General features: G+C 58.0%; 23 protein-coding genes. 8 read left to right on the forward strand and 15 right to left on the reverse strand.

The window, feature by feature from the left end; all coding sequences use genetic code 11:
* Positions 1–131 precede the first annotated feature (131 nt).
* Together ACUNV4_RS12985 and ACUNV4_RS12990 are read right to left on the reverse strand one after the other, a co-directional pair.
* Entirely contained in the window at positions 132–596 is a 465-nt protein-coding gene (locus ACUNV4_RS12985) for a hypothetical protein (protein ID WP_430878986.1), read from the reverse strand.
* 179 nt (positions 597–775) lie between these two features.
* Positions 776–1,213: a MarR family winged helix-turn-helix transcriptional regulator gene (locus tag ACUNV4_RS12990; protein ID WP_430878987.1), complete on the reverse strand. Its 438-nt coding sequence runs from the start codon at positions 1,211–1,213 to the stop codon at positions 776–778.
* 314 nt (positions 1,214–1,527) lie between these two features.
* Here ACUNV4_RS12990 and ACUNV4_RS12995 point away from each other — a divergent pair, with 314 nt between their 5' ends.
* Together ACUNV4_RS12995 and ACUNV4_RS13000 are read left to right on the forward strand one after the other, a co-directional pair.
* Positions 1,528–2,115, forward strand: coding sequence for a LysE family translocator (locus ACUNV4_RS12995; protein WP_430878988.1), 588 nt, complete (start codon positions 1,528–1,530; stop codon positions 2,113–2,115).
* 51 nt (positions 2,116–2,166) lie between these two features.
* Complete coding sequence (locus tag ACUNV4_RS13000) at positions 2,167–2,733, forward strand: NUDIX domain-containing protein (RefSeq protein WP_430878989.1); 567 nt, start codon at positions 2,167–2,169, stop codon at positions 2,731–2,733.
* A gap of 4 nt (positions 2,734–2,737) precedes the next feature.
* On the opposite strand, the gene ACUNV4_RS13005 is transcribed toward ACUNV4_RS13000, so the two are convergent.
* The 3 genes from ACUNV4_RS13005 to ACUNV4_RS13015 form a co-directional block, all read right to left on the reverse strand.
* Positions 2,738–4,006, reverse strand: a complete 1,269-nt coding sequence (locus tag ACUNV4_RS13005; RefSeq protein ID WP_430878991.1) for an aminotransferase class V-fold PLP-dependent enzyme — start codon at positions 4,004–4,006, stop codon at positions 2,738–2,740.
* 86 nt (positions 4,007–4,092) lie between these two features.
* The gene (locus ACUNV4_RS13010; RefSeq protein ID WP_430878992.1) at positions 4,093–5,868 is read right to left on the reverse strand and encodes an O-antigen ligase family protein; all 1,776 of its coding nucleotides are present in this window, start codon (positions 5,866–5,868) and stop codon (positions 4,093–4,095) included.
* Positions 5,869–6,039: 171 nt separating this feature from the next.
* Positions 6,040–7,575: a YifB family Mg chelatase-like AAA ATPase gene (locus ACUNV4_RS13015; protein ID WP_430878993.1), complete on the reverse strand. Its 1,536-nt coding sequence runs from the start codon at positions 7,573–7,575 to the stop codon at positions 6,040–6,042.
* 485 nt (positions 7,576–8,060) lie between these two features.
* Between ACUNV4_RS13015 and ACUNV4_RS13020 the strand changes: the two genes are divergently transcribed.
* Together ACUNV4_RS13020 and ACUNV4_RS13025 are read left to right on the forward strand one after the other, a co-directional pair.
* Positions 8,061–8,882, forward strand: coding sequence for a sulfotransferase family protein (locus tag ACUNV4_RS13020; RefSeq protein WP_430878994.1), 822 nt, complete (start codon positions 8,061–8,063; stop codon positions 8,880–8,882).
* 489 nt (positions 8,883–9,371) lie between these two features.
* Positions 9,372–9,617, forward strand: coding sequence for a hypothetical protein (locus ACUNV4_RS13025; RefSeq protein ID WP_430878995.1), 246 nt, complete (start codon positions 9,372–9,374; stop codon positions 9,615–9,617).
* Between the two features lie 92 nt (positions 9,618–9,709).
* On the opposite strand, the gene ACUNV4_RS13030 is transcribed toward ACUNV4_RS13025, so the two are convergent.
* Complete coding sequence (locus ACUNV4_RS13030; RefSeq protein ID WP_430878996.1) at positions 9,710–9,973, reverse strand: hypothetical protein; 264 nt, start codon at positions 9,971–9,973, stop codon at positions 9,710–9,712.
* A 29-nt stretch (positions 9,974–10,002) separates the two neighbouring features.
* Positions 10,003–10,761, reverse strand: coding sequence for an SDR family NAD(P)-dependent oxidoreductase (locus ACUNV4_RS13035; RefSeq protein WP_430878997.1), 759 nt, complete (start codon positions 10,759–10,761; stop codon positions 10,003–10,005).
* 148 nt (positions 10,762–10,909) lie between these two features.
* Between ACUNV4_RS13035 and ACUNV4_RS13040 the strand changes: the two genes are divergently transcribed.
* A complete protein-coding gene (locus tag ACUNV4_RS13040; protein ID WP_430878998.1) occupies positions 10,910–11,704 on the forward strand; it encodes a helix-turn-helix domain-containing protein in 795 nt (264 codons plus the stop codon).
* Between the two features lie 91 nt (positions 11,705–11,795).
* Here the strand turns inward: ACUNV4_RS13040 and ACUNV4_RS13045 are convergent, their stop codons facing one another.
* From ACUNV4_RS13045 to ACUNV4_RS13065, 5 genes are all read right to left on the reverse strand, one after another.
* Positions 11,796–13,976 (reverse strand): TRAP transporter permease, encoded by a 2,181-nt coding sequence (locus ACUNV4_RS13045; protein ID WP_430878999.1) that lies wholly within the window; start codon positions 13,974–13,976, stop codon positions 11,796–11,798.
* Between the two features lie 28 nt (positions 13,977–14,004).
* Entirely contained in the window at positions 14,005–15,012 is a 1,008-nt protein-coding gene (locus ACUNV4_RS13050) for a TAXI family TRAP transporter solute-binding subunit (RefSeq protein WP_430879000.1), read from the reverse strand.
* Positions 15,013–15,554: 542 nt separating this feature from the next.
* Entirely contained in the window at positions 15,555–16,163 is a 609-nt protein-coding gene (locus ACUNV4_RS13055) for a response regulator transcription factor (protein ID WP_430879001.1), read from the reverse strand.
* A gap of 9 nt (positions 16,164–16,172) precedes the next feature.
* Entirely contained in the window at positions 16,173–17,942 is a 1,770-nt protein-coding gene (locus ACUNV4_RS13060; protein ID WP_430879002.1) for a sensor histidine kinase, read from the reverse strand.
* A 16-nt stretch (positions 17,943–17,958) separates the two neighbouring features.
* Complete coding sequence (locus ACUNV4_RS13065) at positions 17,959–18,231, reverse strand: accessory factor UbiK family protein (protein WP_430879003.1); 273 nt, start codon at positions 18,229–18,231, stop codon at positions 17,959–17,961.
* A gap of 292 nt (positions 18,232–18,523) precedes the next feature.
* Between ACUNV4_RS13065 and ACUNV4_RS13070 the strand changes: the two genes are divergently transcribed.
* Together ACUNV4_RS13070 and ACUNV4_RS13075 are read left to right on the forward strand one after the other, a co-directional pair.
* Positions 18,524–18,862, forward strand: a complete 339-nt coding sequence (locus ACUNV4_RS13070; protein WP_430879004.1) for a P-II family nitrogen regulator — start codon at positions 18,524–18,526, stop codon at positions 18,860–18,862.
* 45 nt (positions 18,863–18,907) lie between these two features.
* Positions 18,908–20,161, forward strand: a complete 1,254-nt coding sequence (locus tag ACUNV4_RS13075; RefSeq protein WP_430879005.1) for an ammonium transporter — start codon at positions 18,908–18,910, stop codon at positions 20,159–20,161.
* 128 nt (positions 20,162–20,289) lie between these two features.
* Here the strand turns inward: ACUNV4_RS13075 and ACUNV4_RS13080 are convergent, their stop codons facing one another.
* The 3 genes from ACUNV4_RS13080 to ACUNV4_RS13090 form a co-directional block, all read right to left on the reverse strand.
* Entirely contained in the window at positions 20,290–21,015 is a 726-nt protein-coding gene (locus ACUNV4_RS13080; protein WP_430879006.1) for a rhomboid family intramembrane serine protease, read from the reverse strand.
* A gap of 103 nt (positions 21,016–21,118) precedes the next feature.
* Positions 21,119–21,913, reverse strand: coding sequence for a peroxide stress protein YaaA (gene yaaA, locus ACUNV4_RS13085; protein ID WP_430879007.1), 795 nt, complete (start codon positions 21,911–21,913; stop codon positions 21,119–21,121).
* Positions 21,914–21,990: 77 nt separating this feature from the next.
* Positions 21,991–22,635 (reverse strand): site-2 protease family protein, encoded by a 645-nt coding sequence (locus tag ACUNV4_RS13090; RefSeq protein ID WP_430879008.1) that lies wholly within the window; start codon positions 22,633–22,635, stop codon positions 21,991–21,993.
* Positions 22,636–23,104: 469 nt separating this feature from the next.
* Here ACUNV4_RS13090 and ACUNV4_RS13095 point away from each other — a divergent pair.
* Positions 23,105–23,947, forward strand: an 843-nt coding sequence (locus ACUNV4_RS13095) for a hypothetical protein (RefSeq protein WP_430879009.1), incomplete at its 3' end; no start/stop codon positions are given.

Consider the following 23,947-nt stretch of genomic DNA (forward strand, 5'->3'; position numbering starts at 1 on the left):
AGACTCCCGAGACTCCCGAGACTCCCGAGACTCCCGAGACTCCCGAGACTCCCGAGACTCCCGAGACTCCCGAGACTCAGTATTTTCAAGACGCTGCGATACCGACACGCCAACACGCCGTAACGCCGACGCTAGCGTGCCGTGCCGCCGGTGAACGTAAACAGCGTACGTGTCCAGGCAGATTTTCCCGCATTGTTGGAAGAGCGAACACGCCAGGCATGTCGACTGGAATCCGGTAGTGACAGATACAGATGGAGGCTGCAGCGGTCCGCGGTACAGATATCAGCCGCCAGCAATCCGGTTTTCATGTAACGGCTGATATCACTGTTCTCGGCATTGAACACATGAAAGTCATAGCTTTCCGTGTCGTCGGCTCTTCGCCAGGAAAACTCGACAGGTTCCCCTGCTCTCAGTTCAGCCCCGGCCACAGGTTCCAGCGATTGCGGCATCGGCGGCGGATAATCGTAGTACGGCCTGCTTGCACAGGCACCGAGAAAGGCAAGCACAGCGATGGAGCTCGTGCGCAACATGAATGTCGAAGTGGATCCATGTCCTGCGCGCAGCAAGCGGTTTGCCATGACTGACAATGTACTCATTGATCTCCAGTGACTTGAAAGCCTTGCGGGCGATTGCAATCGCGATTCTAGCTCAGCATCTCTGTGTATAACCACGAACAACGCAATGAATCGCAAACACGTTTGCGCCTGTCAGAGGCCTCGTCTCATGGTGACAACAGGCAGAGTCCGCAATGATCGGAGCCTGTGTGCAGGCCGCCTCAGCGCAACTCTTCCAGACGGTTGCGAAAATCCGCCACTTGCTGCGAGCTCAGGGAGTTCAGTGGCAGCTCTCTCAATGCATCACGCATGATGCCCTTGGCATCACTGAGCAGTTCCAGCCCGACGGGGGTGATGATGGCTCGACTCTGACGGGCATCCCGCTCGCCCTTCTCCGTGATGAGACAGCCGATTTTCTCCAGGGGCTTCAGAGCACGCGTAACAGCAGATGCCGACAAGCCCACCGCCTCGGCCAGGACCACCCGTGGAAGCCCCTCGCTGGACGCTTCTGCAAGTGTTGTCAGCAGGCGATATTCGCTGTAGCTGACACCTCGGGTGCACGAGAGCATGCGATCAAGCCGACGTTCGATGCGAGCGGCCGTATCCAGCAACTGAGTTACGGTCGGTTCGGTGTGCGGAGCATTCTGTTCATTGTTCATGCTTGCATGATACTTGAGCAATCAAGCATTATGCAATCAATTGTTGTCGCATGAAACGTATTTTGTTTCGCAGGTACCACACTCCACACCTGATCCCACTTGCACGCGCCTCTCTTCGCACGTGACTCACCTTGCACGCCCCGCCTTGCGCAGCCATTGCTGCACGCCCCCACGCCATTCTACTGAACGCCTGTCCACACCTGTCGCTATCCGCTACAATTTCACGACAGGGTCTATAGTGCTCCCGTCATGACCGACGTGCGCCCTCGAGCATTGCCACGCCCTTATCCGGAAAAACGACAGCAACTGACATCATGGGCGTATTTCTGACCGCCGTTTTCTTCATGCTCATCACACCGGGTCCCGGCGTGCTGTCCACGGCAGGAGTCGGCTCTTCATTTGGCGCGACTGCAGGTTACCGCTATGTGAGCGGTTTGTTCATCGGCACCAACCTGGTTGCCCTGGCCGTGGTCACGGGCCTGGCCGGACTGATACTGGCGCAGCCCCTCCTGCGAACGGTTCTGATGTATGCCTCGGTTGCCTACCTGTGCTACCTCGCCTTGCGAATCGCCCTGGCCGGTTCGACGATCCGCTTCATCGAAAGCGCTCGTGCGCCAGGCATTCGCGATGCTCTGCTGCTGCAGGCCATCAACCCCAAGGCCTATGTGGTCAACACGGCGCTGTTTACCAGCTTTCCCTTTGCGGGCATGGCCATCTGGCAGGAGATCGTCTGGAAATTCGTGCTGATCAACCTGGTCTGGGTACCCATACATCTGCTCTGGCTGAGTGCCGGGATCACACTGCAACGGCTTGATCTGCCCGCCCACTGGCACCGCATCATCAATATCCTGATGGCAGTTTCACTGCTGATCGTGGTGGGTCTGGCCATCACCATGAGCTAGCATTTCGTGCTGTGCAGGCAATCAAGCAGCCAAGCGGAGATCTGATTCGACGTGACAATTTGCAACTCTGGTGACTGGCAGACCCTGTCGGTGGAAGAGGTCTACGACAATCCGTGGATCAAGCTCACACATCGAAATGTCATCGCCCCGACCGGCAAACCCGGCATCTATGGCAAGGTGCATTTCAAGACCCGCGCCATTGGCGTGGTGCCGATAGACGCTGATGGCTACACCTGGCTGGTGGGACAGTACCGCTATACCCTGGACCAGTATCACTGGGAGATCCCGGAAGGCGGCGCTCCGCTTGGCGAGTCTGCGCTGGCGGCGGCGCAACGAGAACTGCGGGAGGAAACCGGCATCCGGGCCGCTCGCTGGACCAGTCTGCTGAAACTGCATACGTCCAATTCGGTGACCGATGAACTTGCCCATACCTTCGTCGCCCAGGATCTGAGCTTCGGTGAGACAGACCCGGACGATACCGAGGTGCTGCAAGTGAAACGGCTACCACTGCAAGAGGCCATCGATCTGGCCATGGACGGAAAAATCACGGACAGCCTGGCGCTGGCCTCATTACTGAAAGTACGGATACTGCTCGACAACGGGCAGCTGATTGTCTGACGAATCAGGCAAGAATGTCGTCAAGCGCTGTCAGCAGCTGCTGCATGTCCTCCTCATCCGTGAAATAACCCGGTGACAGACGGATCGTGCCACCTGCATCCACGGTACCAGCATCGACATGTACCAATGGAGCACACTGCAAGCCTGCACGTGCACAGATCTGATGATCGGCATCCAGCTGATCGGCGATGCGTTCGGTGGACAGACCATCGACCGTAAAGCTGATGGTGGCTACTCGCGCATCGGCACGCGCATTCGCCAGAATGTTCACCGACCCGTATTCGCGAAGTTTTGCCTCGATGCGTTGCAGATGAGCCATCTCCACCTGATGCACATGCTGCATGGCAAGGCGGCATAGCGCTCCGTGATCCGCAGCAGCGTCGACGTGACCCGAGTCACTGATCGGTACGGACTGAGCGGAGGCCAGTGCCTCGACGTCGAGCTCAAGTCGTTGGCGGCCAAGCTCTCTGAACCAGCGTTGCGCTGCATGCAAACCGGCAATACCCGGCAGCGAGACCGTACCGGCTTCCAGTCGATAGGGGTAGGCATCGGGCTGATAGTGCGACAGGGAATCCACCCCGGTGCCACCGAACCGCTGCGGCGTCAGCTCCACCGATTCCGCGACAATCATGCCGCCGACCCCCATCGGACCGAACAGGCCCTTGTGCCCCGGGAAGGTCAGTACGCTGATACCCAGTTCGTCCATATCCAGAGGCAGGACTCCAGCAGTCTGCGCAGCATCCACGATGAGTGGCACACCGGCTTCCCGGGCAATGCCGGCCACCTCTGCCAGGGGTTGAACGGTTCCCATGACGTTGGATGCATGATTGAGTACGATGGCACGCGTCTCGGGTCGCAAGGCGGTCCTGATGTCATCAGGGTCGATGTAGCCATCGGCCTGCGCCGCAACGCGGGTTACTGACAGCCCGGCATCGCGCTCCAGATGATTGGCCGTTCGCAGCACGGCATTGTGTTCAAGCCGCGTGGTTACCAGATGATCGCCAGTCGAGACCAGACCACCGATACTCAGATTGAGCGCATCGGTTCCATTGAGTGTAAAGATGACGCGATCGGCAGACCCACCGAATCCGAAGAATTCGGCCAGCATTCGACGCGTCGCCGTGATCATCTGCTCGGCTTCAACTGCCAGCAGACTGCCACTACGCCCCGGATTCACCCCGTGTGAACGAAAGAAACTGTCCATGAACCGATAGACCGGTTCCGGCTTGGGCCAGGTAGTCGCCGCATTGTCGAAATAGGCGTTGTCTTTCATGGCCTCTGCCTCATGGTGAATGAATACCCCCGCCGGGTCGTGACCTTGCACCGAGATGGCCCTTCGACATCAGGCTGGTACAAGGACTACCTCTTGTCATCGTCTGGGTCGTAATCCTGCCACTCTCCGGACAGATCGAACTTCTTGTCGTAACGATCAATGTCCAGCATGTCGTCATGATCGGTGGCAAACCCGTCAAATGGCTCATCACGATCAGCGTCCACGCTGGCAGCACCCTGCGACTCTTCCTCCTGAACCTCGCCAAGATCGATATCTGCACTCATCGAGGCCGCGGCATGCAGCTCTTCATCGTCCAGCTGCCCCAGATCGATATCGGTTTCGTCCAGAGACAGGGTGTCCACTTGCGAACCGTCAAATTCTTCCGTGCCAGCGAATTCATCGACGTCATCCGAATTCGAGCTGACCACCGAATCCGATGAGTGTGACGCACCATAGTGAGTCATCAGAGCAGCGCCGCCCGCGGCACCGGCAGCCAGCGATCGACGGGCTCTGACCCGCTCCTGCGGCAGGGGTCCGAGCCAGGGCTTGCCGGGTACGTTGCCATAGGGTCGCGCACCGACGTCATCAGGCTCCATGGGCTGCGCATCGAGCGACACCAGATTGATCTGTCGCAGCATGCTGATGGGCAGAGCGAGGAAGAAGATCCAGAACAGTTCTCGGGTCACCAGAAAACGGGCTTCGGAATAATTGCTGACCAGATAGGCCGTAACGAAACCCAGCACGAACAGCACGCCCACCTGCTGTCGTTCATACTGACAGTAGAAGATCTCGATCATCTGCTGTGCCACCATCAAAAGGGCGATGACCGCCAGCGGCATACCCACTTCCGAGGCCACCTGCAGCAATCCATTGTGCGCATGAAAGACCACCCAGGTGAAATCGGTCAGACTCTGCTGGATCCAGATGGTGTCATCCGTTGGAAACCACAGAGAGCCATACCCGACGCCCGTGAGCGGACGCTCGAGAATCAGAGCCCAGACCTGTTTCCAGACCTCCCCCCGCCCGGTAAGGTCACCGGTACGCCCCACGAGCTCGGCCGTGTCGATGTTGGCAATTGCCATGCCGATGACACCGGTGAACAGAATGGCCAGAATGGCCATGCGGATGAAACCCAGCTGAAAACGCCCGGCAATGAAGAAGTACAGGGACAAGGCACCGGCAATGAGCAGCGCCAGTAATGATGTGGCGGACTGACTGAATGCGAGAACGCCCAGGCACAGCCCTGCCATCAGAAAACACAGCAGTTTCCGGTAAGCGGCCTGTGTGGAATCACTGAGTGTGATGTAGAGCAGCACACCCACAGCGGCCCAGAATCCCAGGTCGTTCTTCGAATTGAAAAGACCACGCCAGACCTGAGTTCCCTCATAGCTCTGGATGCCCAGATCCGGCAGGGCGACGGCGGCACCGACACTGCCCACGATGGCCAGCGCCAGAATGACGGCGAACACCCGCAGGGTGGTCAGCAAAGGCACCGAAAAACCGATGAAAACGGCTATCAGCGTACTGCCCAGCAGATGAACCGTCCGTTCGGCTGACACTCGGGCATCGATGGACCATGAGACCGACAGGATCGTGCCCAGCATCAGTATGACCAGCAGAATGCGATAACGCACCAGCCAGGAAATCCAGTTGATCCCCTGGGTGAACATCAGACCGCCGAGTGCCGAGAGATACAGCAGCATCCACAAGGGGGTCAGCACCCTCTCGAACGGACCGCCGGCAAAGGCTGCCAGAGACGGCACCACACCGGTACCCAGCAGAATGGTCATGACCAGCACGCACAGGGCGAAAACGGACCCGCGCGAGGGCGCACTGCGCTGGGTATACGTTGCTACACGCATACCGCACCTCTGCGTTGCTTCAACATGCCTGGACCAACCGACTTTTTCATGACGCAATGATAGCCTCTGCGCTGCGTGACTGCTTGCCCCTGCAGAAGCTCAACGAGACGGACATCTCATGTGTTCGGCGCAGGCTGAGCGTTCTGTCACGATAGGCAGCCCGGTATCATCTCAGAGTAGTGGCGTTCGTCGAAACGACAGACTTTCGCCAAGATGCTCGCAGCCTACCGAACTGTGACCGTCCAGATCGGCTATCGTTCGAGCCACTCGCAGCAGCCGATGCTGCGAGCGCAAGGACAGGTTCAACCGCTTGCTGGCCTCGCAGATCAGTGCTCGTGCCTGTCGATCAAGACAGGCGTGACGATGCAGGGCAAGCGGCGTCAGCGCCGAATTGATCACGGCCTGTCTCGCCAGCTGCCGCTCCCGAGCCAGCACCACCCGTTGCCGGATGGTGTCACTGCCTTCGCCGCCCTTGTCGTGCTGGATGCTGACTGCCTGGTTCAGCTCCCGCTGCATGTCCACATGCAGATCGATCCTGTCCAGGAACGGACCCGACAGACGTGATTGATAACGCATGATGAGATCGGGTGTGCACTGGCAGCGCACGGAGGTATCCGTGTGGTAACCGCAGGGACAGGGGTTCATGGCCCCCACAAGCTGGAACCTTGCCGGAAACTCGGCCTGCCTGGCGGCCCGGGAGACGGTGATGTGCCCGGTCTCCAGGGGTTCGCGAAGCACATCCAGAACCGAGCGTGAGAATTCCGTCAGCTCGTCAAGGAAAAGCACGCCGTGATGGGCCAGCGAGACTTCGCCGGGCATGGGGTTCGAGCCACCACCAACCAGCGCAACCCCGGAAGCCGTATGATGCGGGGCCCGAAAGGGCCTTACCCCCCAAAGACCGGCATCAAAGCCGGTGTAACTGATAGAGGCAATGGACGCTGTCTCCATCGCTTCGGATTCGCTCATCGGTGGCTGAATGCCGGGCAGCCGACTGGCCAGCATGGACTTACCGGTCCCGGGTGGGCCGGCCATCAACAGATTGTGTCCGCCCGCTGCAGCGATTTCCAGAGCGCGCCGCGCCTTGTGTTGCCCGATGACATCGCACATGTCAGCACCTGCGGTGCGGGCATCCAGTGCCAGCGCACCATCCGGCTCTCTGGCCTCGTGCAACCGCTGCAGGACAAGTGGCTCCTGACGACGCTGCTTGAGCTGAGAATAGGCCTGCTGGAGACTGTCTGCCGCAAATACCCGGGTACGGCTGCAACGCAGGGCTTCATCGACATTGACTGTCGGGATGAACAAGGAACGGGCAGAATCGGCAAAGGCATATGCAGTTGGCAATATTCCGGTCACCGAGCGCAGCTCTCCGGTCAATCCGAGCTCACCCAGCACCACCAGACCTTGCAGCGCCCCTTCCGGCAACTGCCCATCGGCCTGCAGGATACCGAGTGCAATCGGCAGATCGAATCGTCCACCGCGCTTGGGCAGATCGGCAGGTGCAAGGTTCACGATGATCTTCACCTGCGGGAATTTCAACCCCATATGCTGAATGGCAGCCTTTACCCTGTCCTTGCTCTCGCGTACCGCCGACTGCGGCAAACCGACAATGGACATGCCGGGCAGCCCTCCAGAGATGTGCACCTCCACCGTCACCGGCAAGGCCCGAACACCGGCCAGCGTGCACGAATGAACCGTGGCGTAGGACATGGAACCTCCGTGTTCCTGTAGTGGCGTCACACGACGATAGCAGCGAACTCGAGCCAGTGGCCCCGCTGACTACGGAGAAGCTGAAAATATGTACAGTTGCAGTCATCATTCCAGCAGCCGTCGCGCACGCCCGGGGTCGGACCTCGGCCGTCCATCTCTGTGCACACCCGAACACTCGGGGTCGAACCACGGCCGTCCATCTCTGCGGCCCACTCGGGGTCGGACCACGGCCGTCCATCTCTGGCATGCAGCCTGCATGTTCTGTTCGACAACACGAAGCAAGCAATTTCAACCTCAATCAGCCACCGCTTGACAAGGGTTCGTTCCCGGGCCGAATATCATCCATGAGTATGCGGGCTTGAATGTCTGCGCCCTCCCGGCAAGCCAGGCAAGGGATCAGCAATCCTGAGCCGCAGTAAGGGCTCACTTCTGATCAGGTGCCGCGACACCCGACTTCCTCGGACGAACTGCAGACCATTCCACCCATGCAGACTCACCAACCCGACAGGCAATTCCTCTTCATCTGTGGCACAGCCCGCTCCGGCACGACTGCGCTGACTCGGGTGCTCAATGCGCATGAACACATCGGCATCGGCATGGAGCGATTCAAGCAGATCACACGAGGACACACCAGACATCTGCTTACCCCCGAATTGTTCGACGAAGAGAGATTCTTCGATTTCACCGACGCTCATACCAATATGACTCCGTCGAAATCCGATGCGATGCAATACTACTACGACACCCTGCATGCCAAATGGTCAGGGCTTTCCTATATAGGCGACAAGGTTCCGAACTCGTTCCGCACGGTGTCACATGTACACCAGAACTTCCCGCGAACAAAACACGTGTTCATCGTTCGCGACATTTTCCAGACGGCCTGCTCCTGGCATACCAGGGCCAAGAAACCCGGTGATGCCTGGGCCGAACACAAGGATGCCAACTTTGCCGTCTATCCCTGGAACGAAACGATCCACTCCTATCTCGATCTGAAGCGAGAGCATCCGGACGATTTCTACCTCGTGGACTACCACCGGTTTTTCGACGCTGTGGAAGGAGATGTTGCCGAGCTTGTCAGACTGTGTGACTTCCTGGACATCACCATGGATGAATCGATGCGTGACACCTACATTCAGGCGCAATCGCATCACCACCAGAAGGTCAAGACGAAGAGCCGGGAACTGGATGCCGAGAACATGGCCTACATACTCGAACATGCCGATCTGGAAGCCTACCGGGAAGCGACAGGGCGTCTGCCCGACGAGCTGCCCTCCATGCTTGCCAGCAAGACCGGAACTGACGCCTGAGCCGCCCCGGGTTTCACACGCTGAGCGCCAGGGGCGGCCCCGTCCAACTTGCAACTGCTGTCGAATCACACCACCTGGCCGCGAAGGTCGAACTTCAGACCACAGGGGCCAGGCCACAAACTATCCATGCTTGCATTAAATAGTCGCACAAGACAATGCAAGCCTCTGCGCCACGTCATCATGAGATGGGCTTGCCCTCACCCCGAATCTCCCTGCGATCGTGCAACAGGCAGACTCTCGGCTGCCTTGCCAATACGTCATCTCCACACCCTGCCTTTCGGTAATGTCCAGCACCCGGATACTGTCATCGTTTCTTCACGAAAGAAGGCCCATTCTATGGGCGTGGACACAGCTCATCGACCAGCATGATCCGACGGGATCTGGCGGTCAGCTGTAACACGCAGACAGCATGCTGACGTTAGAAGTCATCCGTTCGCTTCCATGAAGTGAACTCACTTTTCAGTTGAATGCAGTTTTCGGAGACAGACCATGAAATTCTCTACAAGCACAATCGCTATCGTTCTTTCCATCCCCATGGCCGTTGCTGCCAGTGTCGCCAGCGCCCAGGACGATCCCGCCCAGTTGCTGGAAATGCTGGATACCGATGGCAATGGATCACTCTCGGAAGCCGAGGCTTCCGCCAATGAGATGATCATGGGCAAATGGGACACCCTGGATGCCGATGGCAACAGTGAAATCTCCGCAGAGGAACTGGCTGCACTGGCTGCCGAATAGGTTCAGGGATCTGGCCGGCGGGTCATCGGAACTGATACCACTCCAAGAATCAGAACTCCAATCCCGTCGGCGCTTTACCCGGGTGATACCCGTTACACCGGTGTATCACCCGACTTACCCGCAGCACCAGCAACAGCACCAGCACCAGCACCAGCACCCGCAGCACCAATAGCACCAATAGCACCAATAGCACCAATAGCACCAATAGCACCAATAGCACCAATAGCACCAACAGCACCAACAACAGCACCAACAGCACCAACAGCACCAACAACAGCACCAACAACAGCACCAACAACAGCACCAACAACAGCACCAACAACAGCACCCGGATCATCCGCCATCAAAAGTGCCATGCCTGCATCAACAGCAACTCGCCGTAATCTCAAACCTGGGAAAACCCACCATCCACGGCAAGCTCGATACCATTGACATACTCCGCGTCACGAGATGCGAGAAACAACGCGGCAGAGGCAATGGACTCCGGCGTTGCAACATGCCCGAGGGGAACCAGCGTTCTTGCCTGCTCATCGAACGCGGCAATCTGCTCCTCATCCCACTTGAGACCATTCTTCATGATGGGTGTTCGGGTGAAACCCGGGCTCAAGGCATTCACACGAATCTGACGTGACTTCAGATCATTGGCCCATGTTCTGGCAAAGGAGCGCACCGCAGCCTTGCTGGCACTGTAGAGACTGAGGTTTTCCATACCTTTTCCAGAGACGATGGATGAAGTCAGTACCACGGCTGCCCCATCCACCATCCTCGGCAGCAGTGTCTGCACAGTCAACAGAACGCCCTTGACATTGATATCGAATATCTCGTCATACTGCGCTTCACAGGTATCACCCAGTTGATTGGTTGCGGCTATACCGGCATTGGCAAACACGACGTCGAGGGAATCGTCACGTTTGCCGATCTCCGCGTCGAGCGTTGCCAGATCACTGGACCGCGAGACATCCGATACCACCGCGATGGCCTTCTCTCCGAGTTCAGCGGCCGCACTGGCAAGCGTCTGCGCGGAACGACCGGTGATGTAGACACGCTTTGCGCCTTCGGCAATGGCAGCTCTGGCGATGGCGAACCCGATGCCGGTGGACCCACCGGTTATGACAATTACCTGCTGATCGAATCTGTTGTTCATGACGATTCCTGCATGTGGAAGGGGCATGCGGCTGGCACAGATCTCTGCCAGTGCTCGCACAGCCGACAAGTTGCAAAATATGATTCTTGTAGTCAATCAATGGAGAATACGGCATCATATTTTGATACTCGAATTCTTGAAACGAATCGTGAACAGACATTCTCGCAGTCATGCTTTCGATGTCCTGAAGCGGGTGCTCAAGGCCCGAGGGATGACCTACGCCGACCTGGCCGATCGACTGGGGGTCTCCGAGCCCACGATCAAGCGACTGTTCGTCGAACGGGATTGCAAGTTCAGTCGCCTGGAATCGATCTGCCAGTTGCTGGATCTGTCGGTTGCCGACGTACTGGAGATTGCCGAGCGTGCAGAAGACCCGGCACTTGTGTTTTCACGCGAAGTGGAACAGGCACTGGCTGACTCACCCGCCCTGTTTCATTTCTATCTGTTGCTGAGAGACGAGATGTCGCCTGGTGAGATTGCCGCCATCCATGATCTCGACGAGGCGGATCTGCACCTGTACGCACGCGACCTCGAACGCCTCGGTCTGGCAACCATCGGTCCGACCGGCCATGTCACGCCCAGTTCGAACAATCCCCTTCGTCTTGCTGTCGATGGCCCTCTGCAATCGTTGCATGCTCAGCTGAATATCGATTTCCTGACACGCACCATTGCCGACTCGGTCGACAGCCCTGAGGCCTATATCACCCTGTCTCGCAGAATGCGCCCCGAGACCGCCAGACTATTGCAGCAGGATGTCACGGCGATGGTTACCCGCATCGCCAAACTCGCAAGACAGGACAGATTGACGTCGGGACAGGAGGAACTGCAGACCTACAAATGGTCATTCGCCCACGGCACAGCCTCTTTCGCCAGTCTGTTCAGCATAGGGCCACACCCGGCCAAAAAGCGCAGACAGCAACAATCGACTGCTGGCCAGACATGATGCCTCGGCGTACGCGGACCTCAATGCCGGAGGCCGGCAGCTCTCGACCCACGTCTGCACGAACCAGACGTCGGCCAAGGCCAGCCAGCGGTCAGGCCTTGAGTGCGTTCCGCTTGCTGTTCCAGATGATCAGTAGTACAGCAACGGCCCCCACGATATTGGCAACCCAGTGCAGTGGATAGAAAGCACCCGCCATGGCAATCAGCAGCAAGGGGTAATGCCAGAGACGTAACGGCCCTTCGGCATGGCGTTGCAACAACACATTGAAGGCGTAAATGCCGAACAGGGCAAAGCCACCGATACGCAGCAGATCCGGTAGCGGTGCGCCGATCATCGGGGTATAGGCAAACATCAGCGGTACGATATACAGTCCCTTCGCCACCTTCCAGGCCTCCACTCCCGTGGCCATCGGTTTGGAGCCGGCGATACCCGCTGCCGTGAATGCCGCCAGACAGACCGGCGGCGTCACATTGCTGTCCTGGCTCAGCCAGAACACGATCAGATGCGCCGTCAGCAGATAGGTTGTCATCAGTGCCGGATCAACCAGCAATGGACGAATGGCCACCGCCAGATCGAATGGCATATTGTTGATCAGGTCACGAGCGTCCCCGGGACTCAGACCCGCGGCAAGCCTTGCCGGCAATTCCGGATCCACCAGCATGAACATGGCCGATACCCCCGGATCGGAAATACCGGCAACCAACTGTTCAAGAATGAGTCCGTCGGCCAGCATGCCGGCCAGCGCCGGTGCCGAAAGTATCGACAGAACGATGTAGGCAGCCGTGACCGGCAGGCCCATGCCCAATACCAGAGATGCCAGTGTTACCAGTGCCAGCGCAATCAGCAGGGAGCCCTGTGACCACTGCGCAATCATCAGTGCAAAGGTATTGGCAAGTCCGGAGGTGGTCACTGCGTTGTTGATCAGACCGACTGCGACCAGCAGGATAGCTGTCATGACCGAGGTACTGACTCCCAGAGACAGGGCGCGGACCAGGTTCTTCGGACCCATCTTGTTGGGGGTAAACCAGCTGACCGCGATCAATGTGGCTATGGAGATTGCTGCTGCATAGCTGGGAGTCCTGCCACTCACCAGCATGTAGGTCATGATGGTCAGGGGTAGTACGAAATTGAGCAGACCGGCCATCATCTTCTGCCGGTCGATGGCCTCCACCTGCTCCGTGCCGATATGATGCTTCATTGCCTCGATGCGCACGATGAACGCCACTGACAGGAAATACAACAAGGCTGGCACCACGGAGACGGCAACGATGGTACCGTAGGGTATACCGGTGTAACTGGCCATGATGAAAGCACCGGCCCCCATGATGGGCGGCATCAGCTGTCCGCCGGTGGACGAGGCGGCTTCGACCCCGGCAGCGAACTGCGGCCGGAAACCGTTCGACTTCATCAACGGAATGGTGATGACACCGGTGGATGCCGTGTTGGCAATGGCCGAACCGGAAATGGTGCCGGTCAGGGCCGAGGAGATCACCGCCACGAAGGCAGCCCCGCCACGAAAGCGTCCGGCGACCACTTTTGAAATCTCTATCACGAAATCGGAAGCGCCCGAAACCACCAGAAAGGCACCGAAGATCATGAACAGGGTGATGTTGGACGACGAGATGGTGGTGATGATGCCGAACATGCCTTCGTCGTTGTACAGGGAACGAAACAGCACATCATCCAGCGGCAGACTGGCCGAGCGAAAGGCTCCCGGCATGTATTTTCCCAGGAACAGGATGTAACTCAGGGACAGGATGACCAGTATCGGAATGATCCAGCCGGTCAGCCTGCGAGTCAGTTCCACCACACCGACCACCACGATGATGCCGGCCACCCACTCCAGTGGACCGAACTGCCAGGATTGTCCGGACTGCGCCAGGGTGCGTTCATACAACCCGGTCTCGGCATGGGCAATCCACAGCGCTGACAAGGCCATGGCCACACCGAACAGGATGTTCAGCCACAGCGACCAGCGCGGCTGGGTGTCACTGTTGAACGTGCGGGTCGTGATTGCTGCAATCAGCGCGAAGCCGGCAAAGTGTATGGCGTTCTGCCACAGGCCGGGTTCGGTGAGGTACACATTGGTGGCGATATGCCACAGGGAGAACAGTGTGATCAGGGCAAGTCCCCCGGCCCAGGGCCAGGGGTTCTGCATGGCGTGATCGAGCGAAAACAGCTGCTCCTTGCGTTTGGCCATGAGTCGTTCACCGGCAGACACCGCCAAAATGGGGTCGGTCGGAGTATTCGGCACGGGGGGAACGGTATTCATGACGTTGCTCGCAGCTGCTGAAGAGGTCTTACTTGGCGATCAAACGCTCGGGAATCTCGATACCGACTTCCTGATAGTAACGGGCAGCACCCGGATGCAGAGGTACCGGCAAACCGGACAGCGCCGCATCGATGTTCATCGCCTTGGTGGCCGGATGGATGGCCTGCAGGAAGGGCAGGTTTTCGTAGATGGTCTTGGTCAGCATGTAGACATTGTCTTCATCCACATCGGCATTGACCGCCAGAAAGTTGGGCTGGGCAACGGTGTTGATATCGGCTTCCTGACCTGGATAGGTACCTGCCGGAATTGTGAATGGCGTCCACAGTTCACGTCCACCATCCATCTTTGCCGCTTCTTCTTCGGTGACGTTCAGAACGGTGAACTTGCCTTCGTTGGTTGACATCAACTTGGTGATGGCGCTGGTTGGAGTTCCGGACGGAATACCGGCAGCCACGGCCTGACCGTTGGCCATGGCATCCACCGAAGGGCCATAGCCGGCATAGACGAACTTGAAATCCTCATCGAAGTTCAGGCCAAGTCCATTGAGCAGGACACGGTTGGAACCGATAGTGCCGGAAGTCTCCCCGCCCATCGCAACAGTCATGCCCTTGACATTCATCATGTCGCTGACCGTGCCGCTCTTGACGTATTCATTCGACAGAACGAACTGCTCGACGTTCTGCCACAACATGGTGATCGAACGCATGTTCGCCTGCGGTTCGGATACCGGACCACTGCCGGTGAGCGCGTAGGAGCCATACAGTCCCTGCAGAATCGCGAACTGTGCATTGCCGGCTGACATGGCCTGGATATTGGCCGCGGAACCGGCTGAATTGACCGCCGTGAGACTGAAATTCTCGGTCGGCAGCAGCTTGACCTTCGACAAGGTGGCGATGGCCGTGCCCACCGGATGGTAGGTACCGCCCGTGGAGGCCGTATTCAGTACGTAGTCGTTGTCCTGTGCATGGACGGGTGTCAATGACAGGGTCAACGCCGCGGCAACACCTGCCACGGTAGTCGTCAGGAATCGTTTCATGATGTCTCCAAATAGGTGTTCGAGCACTGACTTGGCTCGTGTGCATAGTGTTGCGGAGAAGTCGCCCTGGCTGCAACCTCAATTAAACCGTTGTTTTTACTAATATTATGGAAATCCATCGGAACACTCCGACGTCATTCGCCCCATCAATGGGCGAAAATCTGCCGATGGTGCACTCAGTGTTGGCGTCCTTCAGGGCATTCATCTGAACCCGCAGGAGAGCGAACGTCCGCGGTGATCCCGCACCGAGCCGGAGTATTGTCAGCCAAGGCGAGCACGCAGCAAGTGGTAAAAGAATGCAGCTGCTGAACCATGAAAAGCACGCAGCAAGTGGTGAAAGAATGCAGCTGTCGAGCCATGAAAAGCACGCAGCAAGTGGTGAAAGAATGCATCTGCCGAGCCATGAAAAGCCCGCAGCAAGTGACGAAAGAATGCAGCTGCCGAACCATGCAAAGCCCGCAGAATGTGGTGCAGGAATGCCACTGCCCAGCCATGGAGAACTTGCTGCAAATGGTGAGAGAATACTGCCGCCGAGCCATGGCTCAATCGTGGATCGGTCTGACTATCCCCAGTCGCCGCATCTTGTCATTCAGCGTGCGACGGTTGATTTGCAGTTGATCGATGACCGCACCAACCTGGCCATCATGCATGCTCAGACTCTGCTCGATCAGCAGCTTTTCATAGGCCAGCACCCGATAACGAAAGGGTACGGTTTCATCGGCCAGGTCGAACGACAGTCGCTGATTGTTGATGACGCCTTCGTAGCGATCACGCAAGGTCAGTACCGTGGCCAGCATGTCCTGCGGTTCCACCGGCTTTTCGAGAAAGTCCACCGCTCCCAGGCGCATGGCGGCGACCACATCGGCCACACTGGCCAGACCCGAGAAGAACACGATGGGCACCAGCGGCCGCCGGATACGGGCATCTGCGGCAAACTCCAGGCCACTGCGTTCCGGCATGCACAGATCGGTGATGATGGCGTCGACCCGTTCGCTTTCCAGACGCAGCAATGCGGTGTCAGCGGAGTCTGCCAGCACAACCTGAATGCCCTGCAGCCGCAGAAAACGGGCGTTGGCTGCCAGCACATCATGATCGTCATCGACCAGCAGGAGGGTAAAACCGCCGTCTGACTCCATACCATCGTTGCTCATGAGATCATCCTATGCTGCGCTACTGTCCGTGCTCGGCACCGGTTGCTGGAGTGGCAGCCTCAGCGTGAAACAACTGCCTTCGGCGAGTGCCTGATACTGCAACTCGCCCCCGTGGTCCTCAGCGATCTGCCGGGCAATGGTCAGACCCAGCCCCAGACCATCGCTGTGCTGACGGGAGGTGGAAAAGGGTTCGAACAGAGACTCCTGCAAGGTCGGTTTGACACCACTGCCATTGTCACTGACCGACACCACGGCCCAGCCGTTTGCAGCACGAGAGTCCGATGGCGTCTGCGCACTGCCCGCCTGTATCTGCAAGACTACCTGAATTCTCGGGCTTTCCTGTTTGAGCACGGCGTCGAAGGCGTTGTACAGCAGATTTAGCAGGGTCTGTTGTATCAACACCTCGTCTCCCGATACCGGCACGGGCACCGTTCCCTGTTCGAACACGACATGAGCGGACAGCGTCGGACGTTCGCGAAGGATCGTCTGCCTGACCTCCTCCAGCAGCTTCTGCATGTCCACAGTCTCGAAATGGGCATTGCTGTTTCTGGCGATACTGCGCAGACTGCTGATCACACGACCTATGCGCTTGGTCGTGCGATCACTGTCCACCACGATCTGTTCGATCTCGCCACGATCGGCATCCGGGGTTTCCATCATGGTTCGCAAGGAGGCCAGGTTCAGCCGCAAACTGGCCAGCGGCTGGTTGATCTCGTGATTGATGGCCGCCGACATGCGACCGAGCATCGCGAAGTTGGCTTCCGAGATCAGGCGCTTCTGGGCCGCCTCGAGTTCCCGCGTACGATGCAATACCTGCTCTTCGAGCTCCTGAGAATTGCGCTTTTCCGCAGCCACCAGCTGTTGTTGCTGCTGAAACAGGCGCAGAAAGAGATAGGCGATCAGCAGGGCTGCGAGCAAGGCGGCAAACAACTGCAGTGCCCGCTTCTGCACACTGCGCTGGGGTATCAGGCTGATCAGCTGCCAGGGCTCGGTCGACAGGGAACTGGCATAACTCAGGTAGACCGTAGACTGTCCGGCATGGCTCAGCAGCCGCTTGTCGGGCTCACCGTCGACCGGCTCCAGCAATGGCGCCTGCAGTTCGTAACGTCGTTCTCTGAGCAACTGCACGACCTGAGCGGCGCTGACCGGCTCGGTGGGCGAATACAGCAGGTCTTCTCGCGTCGAGAGAATGATGGTACCGAAGTCATCGCTGACAACCGACTCGTAAGGTAGCTGGGCCCAGCCATCCACGAGCACGCCCAGCGCAACCTTGGCCACCACGACCCCCACCAGGCCGCTGTTGTCAGTCACGGGTTCTGCAATGAAGTAACCGGGCACCCCCGTGGTCACACCGACCGCAAAGAAGGTAGCGCCCCGTCCGCTGATGGCATTTTGGAAATAGGGTCTGAAGGAGTAATCGATGCCCACGAAGCTGACCGGATCGGCCCAGTTGCTCGACGCAAGTGTCACGCCCTGTCGGTCCAGCAGAAAGGCAAAGTCGAGTCCACTGTCCTGCTGAGTGCGACTCAGCCGTCGGTTGGCCGCCAGCAATGAGGCATCATCGCCCGCCAGCAGCGCCTGACGAATCTCGACGTCGCTGGCCAGCAGCTTGGGTATGAAGGAGAACTGGTTGAGCTGTCGATCCAGCTCAACCAGTTGTACGCCCTGCAGTCTCTGCTGTGATTGACCGGCCTGGGAACGCGTATAGCTCAGGCAGGCCTGCCACAGCAGCGCCAGCCCGACAGCAAGCAGCAGCGTGCGTAACAACCGTCGCTGCATGGCGCGTGCGGCAGTGTCAGTCAGAGTCGACGGGATTCCCGCCGGCCACCGGTTCGGGTTCGAGTTCGCGAATGCGCGCCTCGAGCTCCTTGAGTTGCTGCCGTGTCTTGCGCAGTACTTCGGTCTGCACATCGAATTCCTCGCGCGTCACCATGTCCAGATTGCCCAGTGCACCCTGCACGGCCGATTTGGCATTGCGTTCGAAATCCTCCTTCATGTCAGACACGCCCGGGGGCAAGAGCTTGCCCAGAGACTTGGAAATATCGTCAAACACTCGTGCATCCAGCATGGTCGATTCCTCTATCGATTCGGTTGATGGGAGGCGGCGGCAACACGGCTGCCGGATCGCCTGATTACGGCACAGCTTACGGTATTGACAACGACTTGCCCTGCTCCGGGAGAGTTTTCATTGGCGCACCATTATAGTGCAACTTGCAATCTGCCATGCACCAAACAAGCGCATCGCCTTGGCTTGCACGTCTACAACGTATTCCCAAGTCATTGTTTCCAATGAATTATTCCATGTGGCACGCATGATGTAACGCCTTAACCATCATTGACCTAAACGAAGGAAAAATTCGATGAAGTTAGTAACGGCAATTATCAAACCTTTCAAGCTCGAGGAGGTACGTGAAGCCTTGTCGACCATCGGCGTACAGGGCATGACTGTCAGCGAGGTGAAAGGATTCGGTCGGCAGAAGGGTCACACCGAGTTGTATCGCGGCGCTGAATACGTGGTGGATTTCATCCCGAAAACCAAGATCGAAATCGGTATCGATGACGCGCAACTTGATGCCGTGATCGAAGCCATCACCGGTGCCGCCGGCTCAGGAAAGATCGGCGACGGCAAGATCTTCGTCACTGAACTGGAGCGCGCAGTGCGCATCCGCACCAACGAAAACGGCCCCACGGCCCTCTAGAGATCCCACGACGCAAAAAGAGAATCCGAGAGAGAAACACTGATAATGGAACAATTAGCTGAACTGAGCTACGCGCTCGATACCTTTTACTTTCTGATGGCAGGCGCCCTGGTCATGTGGATGGCCGCGGGCTTCGCCATGCTGGAAGCTGGACTGGTACGCGCCAAGAACACCGCAGAAATCCTGACCAAGAACGTTGCACTGTATGCACTGGCCTGCATCATGTTCATGTTCGTCGGTTACAACATCATGTACCCGGGCGGCGACTATGAAGGCGGCTTCATGCCGGTCATCAGTTTCCTGCTGGGCGCAGAGAATGATGCTGCGACCTTCGCTGCCGGTGGAGATGACGCCCCGTACTACTCCGCACGCTCCGACTTCTTCTTCCAGGTGGTATTCGTTGCTGCCGGCATGTCCATCGTTTCCGGAGCAGTTGCCGAGCGCATGAAACTGTGGGCATTCCTGCTGTTCGCTGCGGTATTCACCTCACTCATCTATCCCATCCAGGGCTTCTGGAAATGGGGCGGCGGCTGGTTGAATGCTGCAGGCTTCCAGGATTTCGCAGGCTCTGGTGTTGTCCACATGTGTGGTGCCAGTGCAGCGTTGGCCGGCGTGATTCTGCTGGGTGCTCGCAAGGGCAAGTACGGCGCCAACGGATCCGTCATCCCCATTCCAGGTGCCAACATGCCTCTGGCAACACTCGGAACATTCATCCTGTGGATGGGTTGGTTCGGCTTCAACGGTGGTTCACAGCTCGCAGTCGCGAACTTCGACGATGCCAATGCGGTTGCCGCCATCTTCGTCAACACCAACATGGCTGCTGCCGGTGGCGTGGTCGCCGCGCTGCTGACCGTTCGCCTGATCTGGGGCAAGGCTGATCTGACCATGGCGCTGAACGGTGCTCTGGCAGGCCTGGTTGCCATCACGGCTGAACCACTGGCTCCTTCCCCATTGCTGGCAACCTGCATCGGTGCTGTCGGTGGTGTACTGGTTGTCTTCTCCATCACGTCTCTGGATCGCCTGAAGATCGATGATCCTGTCGGTGCCATCTCGGTTCACGGTGTTGTCGGCGTCCTGGGCCTCATGGTTGTGCCCTTGAGCAACGGTGATGCGACCTTCGCCACCCAGGCACTGGGTGTCGGCGCAATCTTCGCCTGGACCTTCATCACCAGTCTGATTGTCTGGGGAATCATCAAGATGGTCTTCGGTATCCGTGTCACCGAAGAGGAAGAGTACGAAGGTGTCGATATCTCCGAATGTGGTATCGAGGCTTATCCGGAGTTCGCTTCACGCAACTAGAAATCGGACTGGTGGTACGGGCAACCCACGGTTGCCCGCCTCCACCACGACGTACGGACAAGGGCGTCAGTCTTTCAGGACTGACGCCCTTTTTTCATTCTGTTTGCAGTCACATTCCACACCCGGATCTATTTCCCTCGCCACCGGCGGAAAGGCTGGCAATGAACAAAGGGAATGTACAGGCGATTGCCGGCTTGCCTGAACAACGGAACCAGCAGCATGCCGGCCACGAAACCGCCAATATGCGCGCCAAAGGCCACACCGCCTTCCTGCCCCGATGACATGACCGAATTCAACAGCTGCATCAGGAACCAGACACCCAGAACATACAGGGCCGGAATCCGTACCGTCCAGACCAGGAAGAACACGGGTATCAGTACCAGCACGCGGGCTTGCGGATACAGGAGCAGGTAGGCACCCAACACGCCGGAGATTGCCCCACTGGCACCGATCATCGGCACCTGGGAAGCCGTATCCGGCAGGCTCTGCGACAACACGGCGACCACGCCACAGATCAGGTAGAACAACGCATAGCGAACGTGCCCCATGGCCGCTTCGATGTTGTTACCGAATACCCACAGATACAGCACATTCCCGATCAGATGCATCCAGCCTCCGTGCAGGAACATCGACGTGAACACCGTCGCATACGCTGACACCGATACCAGCTCGGGCGGCAGAATGGCATGACCGAACAGGACCGCCGGAATGACACCCAGGGTATGGACGATGATCTGCTCTGCCTGGGAATCGTGACTCAGCTGCCAGAGAAAGGTCAGTATGCAGGCAATCAGGATTGTCCAGGTAACATACGGAACCAGGGACGCGGGATTATCGTCATGTAACGGGAACATGTCTTCAATCCTTCATTCTGGCACCCGGCTTGCCGCCATGAACAGCATGACTCTAATCGCGCTGCTGGGCTGTCTGATCATCGCCGCCGAAATCCGTTATCGGCTAAGCCAGGTACGGCTGCGCCGACTCCTCAGAGCGCAGGAATACCGGCTGCCCTTCTGAGGACGACGCTTCGTCATAACGATAGCCCAGATCATTGAAAGCCAGAACATCGTCGATCCCACTGGCTCTTGTCTTGAGCAGGCTGCGGGCCATCGCCCCTCTGGCCTTCTTTGCAAAGAAACTGATGATCTTGTAGTTGCCATTCTTCTCGTCCCTGAATACCGGAGATATCAAGGGCGCGGCCAGCTTGTCCGGTTGCACCGACTTGAAGTATTCATTGGAGGCCAGATTGACGACGCAGCCCGGCTCCATGGTGGCCAACTCCTCGTTCAGATGCGAGGTCAGTCGCTCTCCCCAGAAATCGTACAGACTCTTGCCGCGACGCGTTTTCAGTGAGGTGCCCATCTCCAACCGGTAAGCCTGCATCAGATCCAGCGGTCGCATGACACCATACAGACCCGACAGGATGCGCAAGTGCTGCTGTGCAAATTCGAGATCCTTCTCATTCAGGGTATCGGCATCCAGACCGACATACACATCACCCCGGAAAGCCTGAATGCAGGGCCGCGCGTTGTCACTGTCGAATTCAGGCTGCCATTCGCCGAAGCGCCGGGCATTGAGTTCGGCCAGCGAATCACTGATGTGCATCAGCTCGCTCAGCCGTTTCTGCGAATAGCCACGCAACGTATTGACCAGTTTCACGGAGTCTTCCATGAAGGCTGGCATGGTAGGGGCGGCGACGCGCGAAGGCGACTCCATATCCAGCGTCTTGGCGGGCGATAAGAGAATCAGCATGTCGGTAGATCAGTCGAATTGGCAGTAGGTAACAAGGTCGGGAAATCAGGCGGGGCTCACTCGCGCTGGGAATGATTCTAGAGAATGACCAGCGCGCCCATCAGCCACTGCGCCGCAGCGCGCAGCCAGGTGAAGATGGGCAAGCCTGCATAGCTGAGCAGCAGCAAACCGAGAACCGCATAGGCACCGTAGCGCTGGTTCAGATCACGATAGAGTCTGGACGCTGCGCGTGGCAGGAAATAGGGCAGGATGTAATGTCCATCCAGTGGGCCCAGCGGAATCAGATTGAACAGCATCAGCAACAGATTGATGTACGTGAACAGATAGAAGAACGTCTGCCCCGACTGTGACTCCACGAACGCGAATCCGTTCGCAGCCGCAAACGTGAACAGATTGACCGCCAGAAAGGCCAGTATCAGATTGGCCAGAGGCCCGGCCGCCGCGACCACGAGACTGGCCCAGAAGGACGTGAAATTGCGTGGATCGGTCGGTACCGGACGTGCCCACCCGAAGCCGACGATCACGATCATCAGCAGGCCCATGGGATCGATGTGCGCTATCGGATTCAGTGTCAGTCGCCCCTGCCGCTGCGCCGTGTCATCACCATACAGCTTCGCCGACCAGGCATGACCGAACTCGTGACAGGAAAGCGAAACGATGATGGTGACCAGCAGCAGCACAAAGGTCAGCGTCTGCCCCTGCATCAGCAAGGAGAGCATCATGAGGGCAACTGCTCCGTGAAGATCCACCAGGCCCGTGAATACCGCTCTTCGATCCGGCCCACCCCTGAAAACCGCCCCCGCATTCCCGACCTCATCCGCCTGCTCCCCGTCACACAAGCGGGGCATGTTACACGCGCACACGCCCCGATACACACCCCACCACAATCAGACACCCATGAACCAGCCGACATACCCGCCAGAAACAGACACCCATAATCACATCCAGGGCGGCAGCATCTCTTCGCGTCACGACAAGAGCAGACACCCATGAACACTCGAAGTGACAGCAGCTTTCCTATCACCACAAGTCTCATGCAGCTCCATATCAGACACCCATGAATACCTCGCCGGAATTCTCACCAGACCAGACACCCATGAACGAGGAAGCACACGATCGACTTCACTTTCTGCGAAACCCTGCAGACTTGGATTCTGGCGAACCGAGTGCATTCGGCGCTAAACTCACTCCATGAAAAAAATGCTCGAATCGAGCCTTCACGAAGGACGTGAAGGACCCGAAATCAATCCGAATGACCGCGATCAACGCAGACTCTGCAAGGCAAGCCGTATGGCCGGATGGTGCCTGGCTACGAGTCTGTCGCTGACACTACTGCCAGCGTTTGCACAAAATGTCGGTCAGACCACAGTATCGGGAGATTCGCAGGGCACCCCATCGGCCGGCGAGACCTCCTTTGACGCCTCGGATACAAACTTCAAACCGGTCGGCAGCGCCCTGGATGGCTTGGCGGAATCCGCCAGAGCCGAGTTGGAAAGGCTTTGCCTGCCGATTCAGTATCGGTCTGGTGCAACGGCTTATCGGGAATGCGTCAGCGAGCAACTGGCGCTGCTGTCGGATGCTGACTCCGACAGCCCGACTGTCAGCTCGACTGAACTGTCATTCGATGAGCAGTACGCCGTTCAACAGGCCTGTCAGAGTTCTGGTGGACTGGAGACCGACTCTTATCGCACTTGCACGGAACAGCAACTCGCCAGCCTCGCGGGAGTCCCTGCAACGCCACTCGACAATCTGACTGAAGATGAAAAATACGCCGTTCAACAGGATTGCTTCAATGCGCAGACCCTCGAAGGCGTGAAGGCCTATCGACAGTGTCTCAACAACGCTGTCGCGCAGTTGCTAGCTCTGCCACTGCCTGACCTTACCTCGTTGAGCTTGATCGCGCGCAACGAATTGCAGCTGGAGTGCTCGTCTCGCAACGCTGGCGCCATTGCCTACAGGAACTGCCTGGTCGATGCCACCGGCTCCATCGGCAATGCTGTCGACTCCACGAGCCTTGATGAGGCGTCGGAAGCT

Source organism: Granulosicoccus sp. 3-233 (assembly GCF_052681095.1).

Bases quoted from the DNA above. Each gene is read 5' to 3' on its own strand.
- ACUNV4_RS12985 (WP_430878986.1), bottom strand. From the start codon at position 596: ATGAGTACATTGTCAGTCATGGCAAACCGCTTGCTGCGCGCAGGACAT.
- ACUNV4_RS12990 (WP_430878987.1), bottom strand. From the start codon at position 1,213: ATGAACAATGAACAGAATGCTCCGCACACCGAACCGACCGTAACTCAG.
- ACUNV4_RS12995 (WP_430878988.1), top strand. From the start codon at position 1,528: ATGGGCGTATTTCTGACCGCCGTTTTCTTCATGCTCATCACACCGGGT.
- ACUNV4_RS13005 (WP_430878991.1), bottom strand. From the start codon at position 4,006: ATGAAAGACAACGCCTATTTCGACAATGCGGCGACTACCTGGCCCAAG.
- ACUNV4_RS13010 (WP_430878992.1), bottom strand. From the start codon at position 5,868: ATGCGTGTAGCAACGTATACCCAGCGCAGTGCGCCCTCGCGCGGGTCC.
- ACUNV4_RS13015 (WP_430878993.1), bottom strand. From the start codon at position 7,575: ATGTCCTACGCCACGGTTCATTCGTGCACGCTGGCCGGTGTTCGGGCC.
- ACUNV4_RS13020 (WP_430878994.1), top strand. From the start codon at position 8,061: ATGCAGACTCACCAACCCGACAGGCAATTCCTCTTCATCTGTGGCACA.
- ACUNV4_RS13025 (WP_430878995.1), top strand. From the start codon at position 9,372: ATGAAATTCTCTACAAGCACAATCGCTATCGTTCTTTCCATCCCCATG.
- ACUNV4_RS13030 (WP_430878996.1), bottom strand. From the start codon at position 9,973: ATGGCACTTTTGATGGCGGATGATCCGGGTGCTGTTGTTGGTGCTGTT.
- ACUNV4_RS13035 (WP_430878997.1), bottom strand. From the start codon at position 10,761: ATGAACAACAGATTCGATCAGCAGGTAATTGTCATAACCGGTGGGTCC.
- ACUNV4_RS13045 (WP_430878999.1), bottom strand. From the start codon at position 13,976: ATGAATACCGTTCCCCCCGTGCCGAATACTCCGACCGACCCCATTTTG.
- ACUNV4_RS13050 (WP_430879000.1), bottom strand. From the start codon at position 15,012: ATGAAACGATTCCTGACGACTACCGTGGCAGGTGTTGCCGCGGCGTTG.
- ACUNV4_RS13055 (WP_430879001.1), bottom strand. From the start codon at position 16,163: ATGAGCAACGATGGTATGGAGTCAGACGGCGGTTTTACCCTCCTGCTG.
- ACUNV4_RS13060 (WP_430879002.1), bottom strand. From the start codon at position 17,942: ATGCAGCGACGGTTGTTACGCACGCTGCTGCTTGCTGTCGGGCTGGCG.
- ACUNV4_RS13065 (WP_430879003.1), bottom strand. From the start codon at position 18,231: ATGCTGGATGCACGAGTGTTTGACGATATTTCCAAGTCTCTGGGCAAG.
- ACUNV4_RS13070 (WP_430879004.1), top strand. From the start codon at position 18,524: ATGAAGTTAGTAACGGCAATTATCAAACCTTTCAAGCTCGAGGAGGTA.
- ACUNV4_RS13075 (WP_430879005.1), top strand. From the start codon at position 18,908: ATGGAACAATTAGCTGAACTGAGCTACGCGCTCGATACCTTTTACTTT.
- ACUNV4_RS13080 (WP_430879006.1), bottom strand. From the start codon at position 21,015: ATGTTCCCGTTACATGACGATAATCCCGCGTCCCTGGTTCCGTATGTT.
- yaaA (WP_430879007.1), bottom strand. From the start codon at position 21,913: ATGCTGATTCTCTTATCGCCCGCCAAGACGCTGGATATGGAGTCGCCT.
- ACUNV4_RS13090 (WP_430879008.1), bottom strand. From the start codon at position 22,635: ATGATGCTCTCCTTGCTGATGCAGGGGCAGACGCTGACCTTTGTGCTG.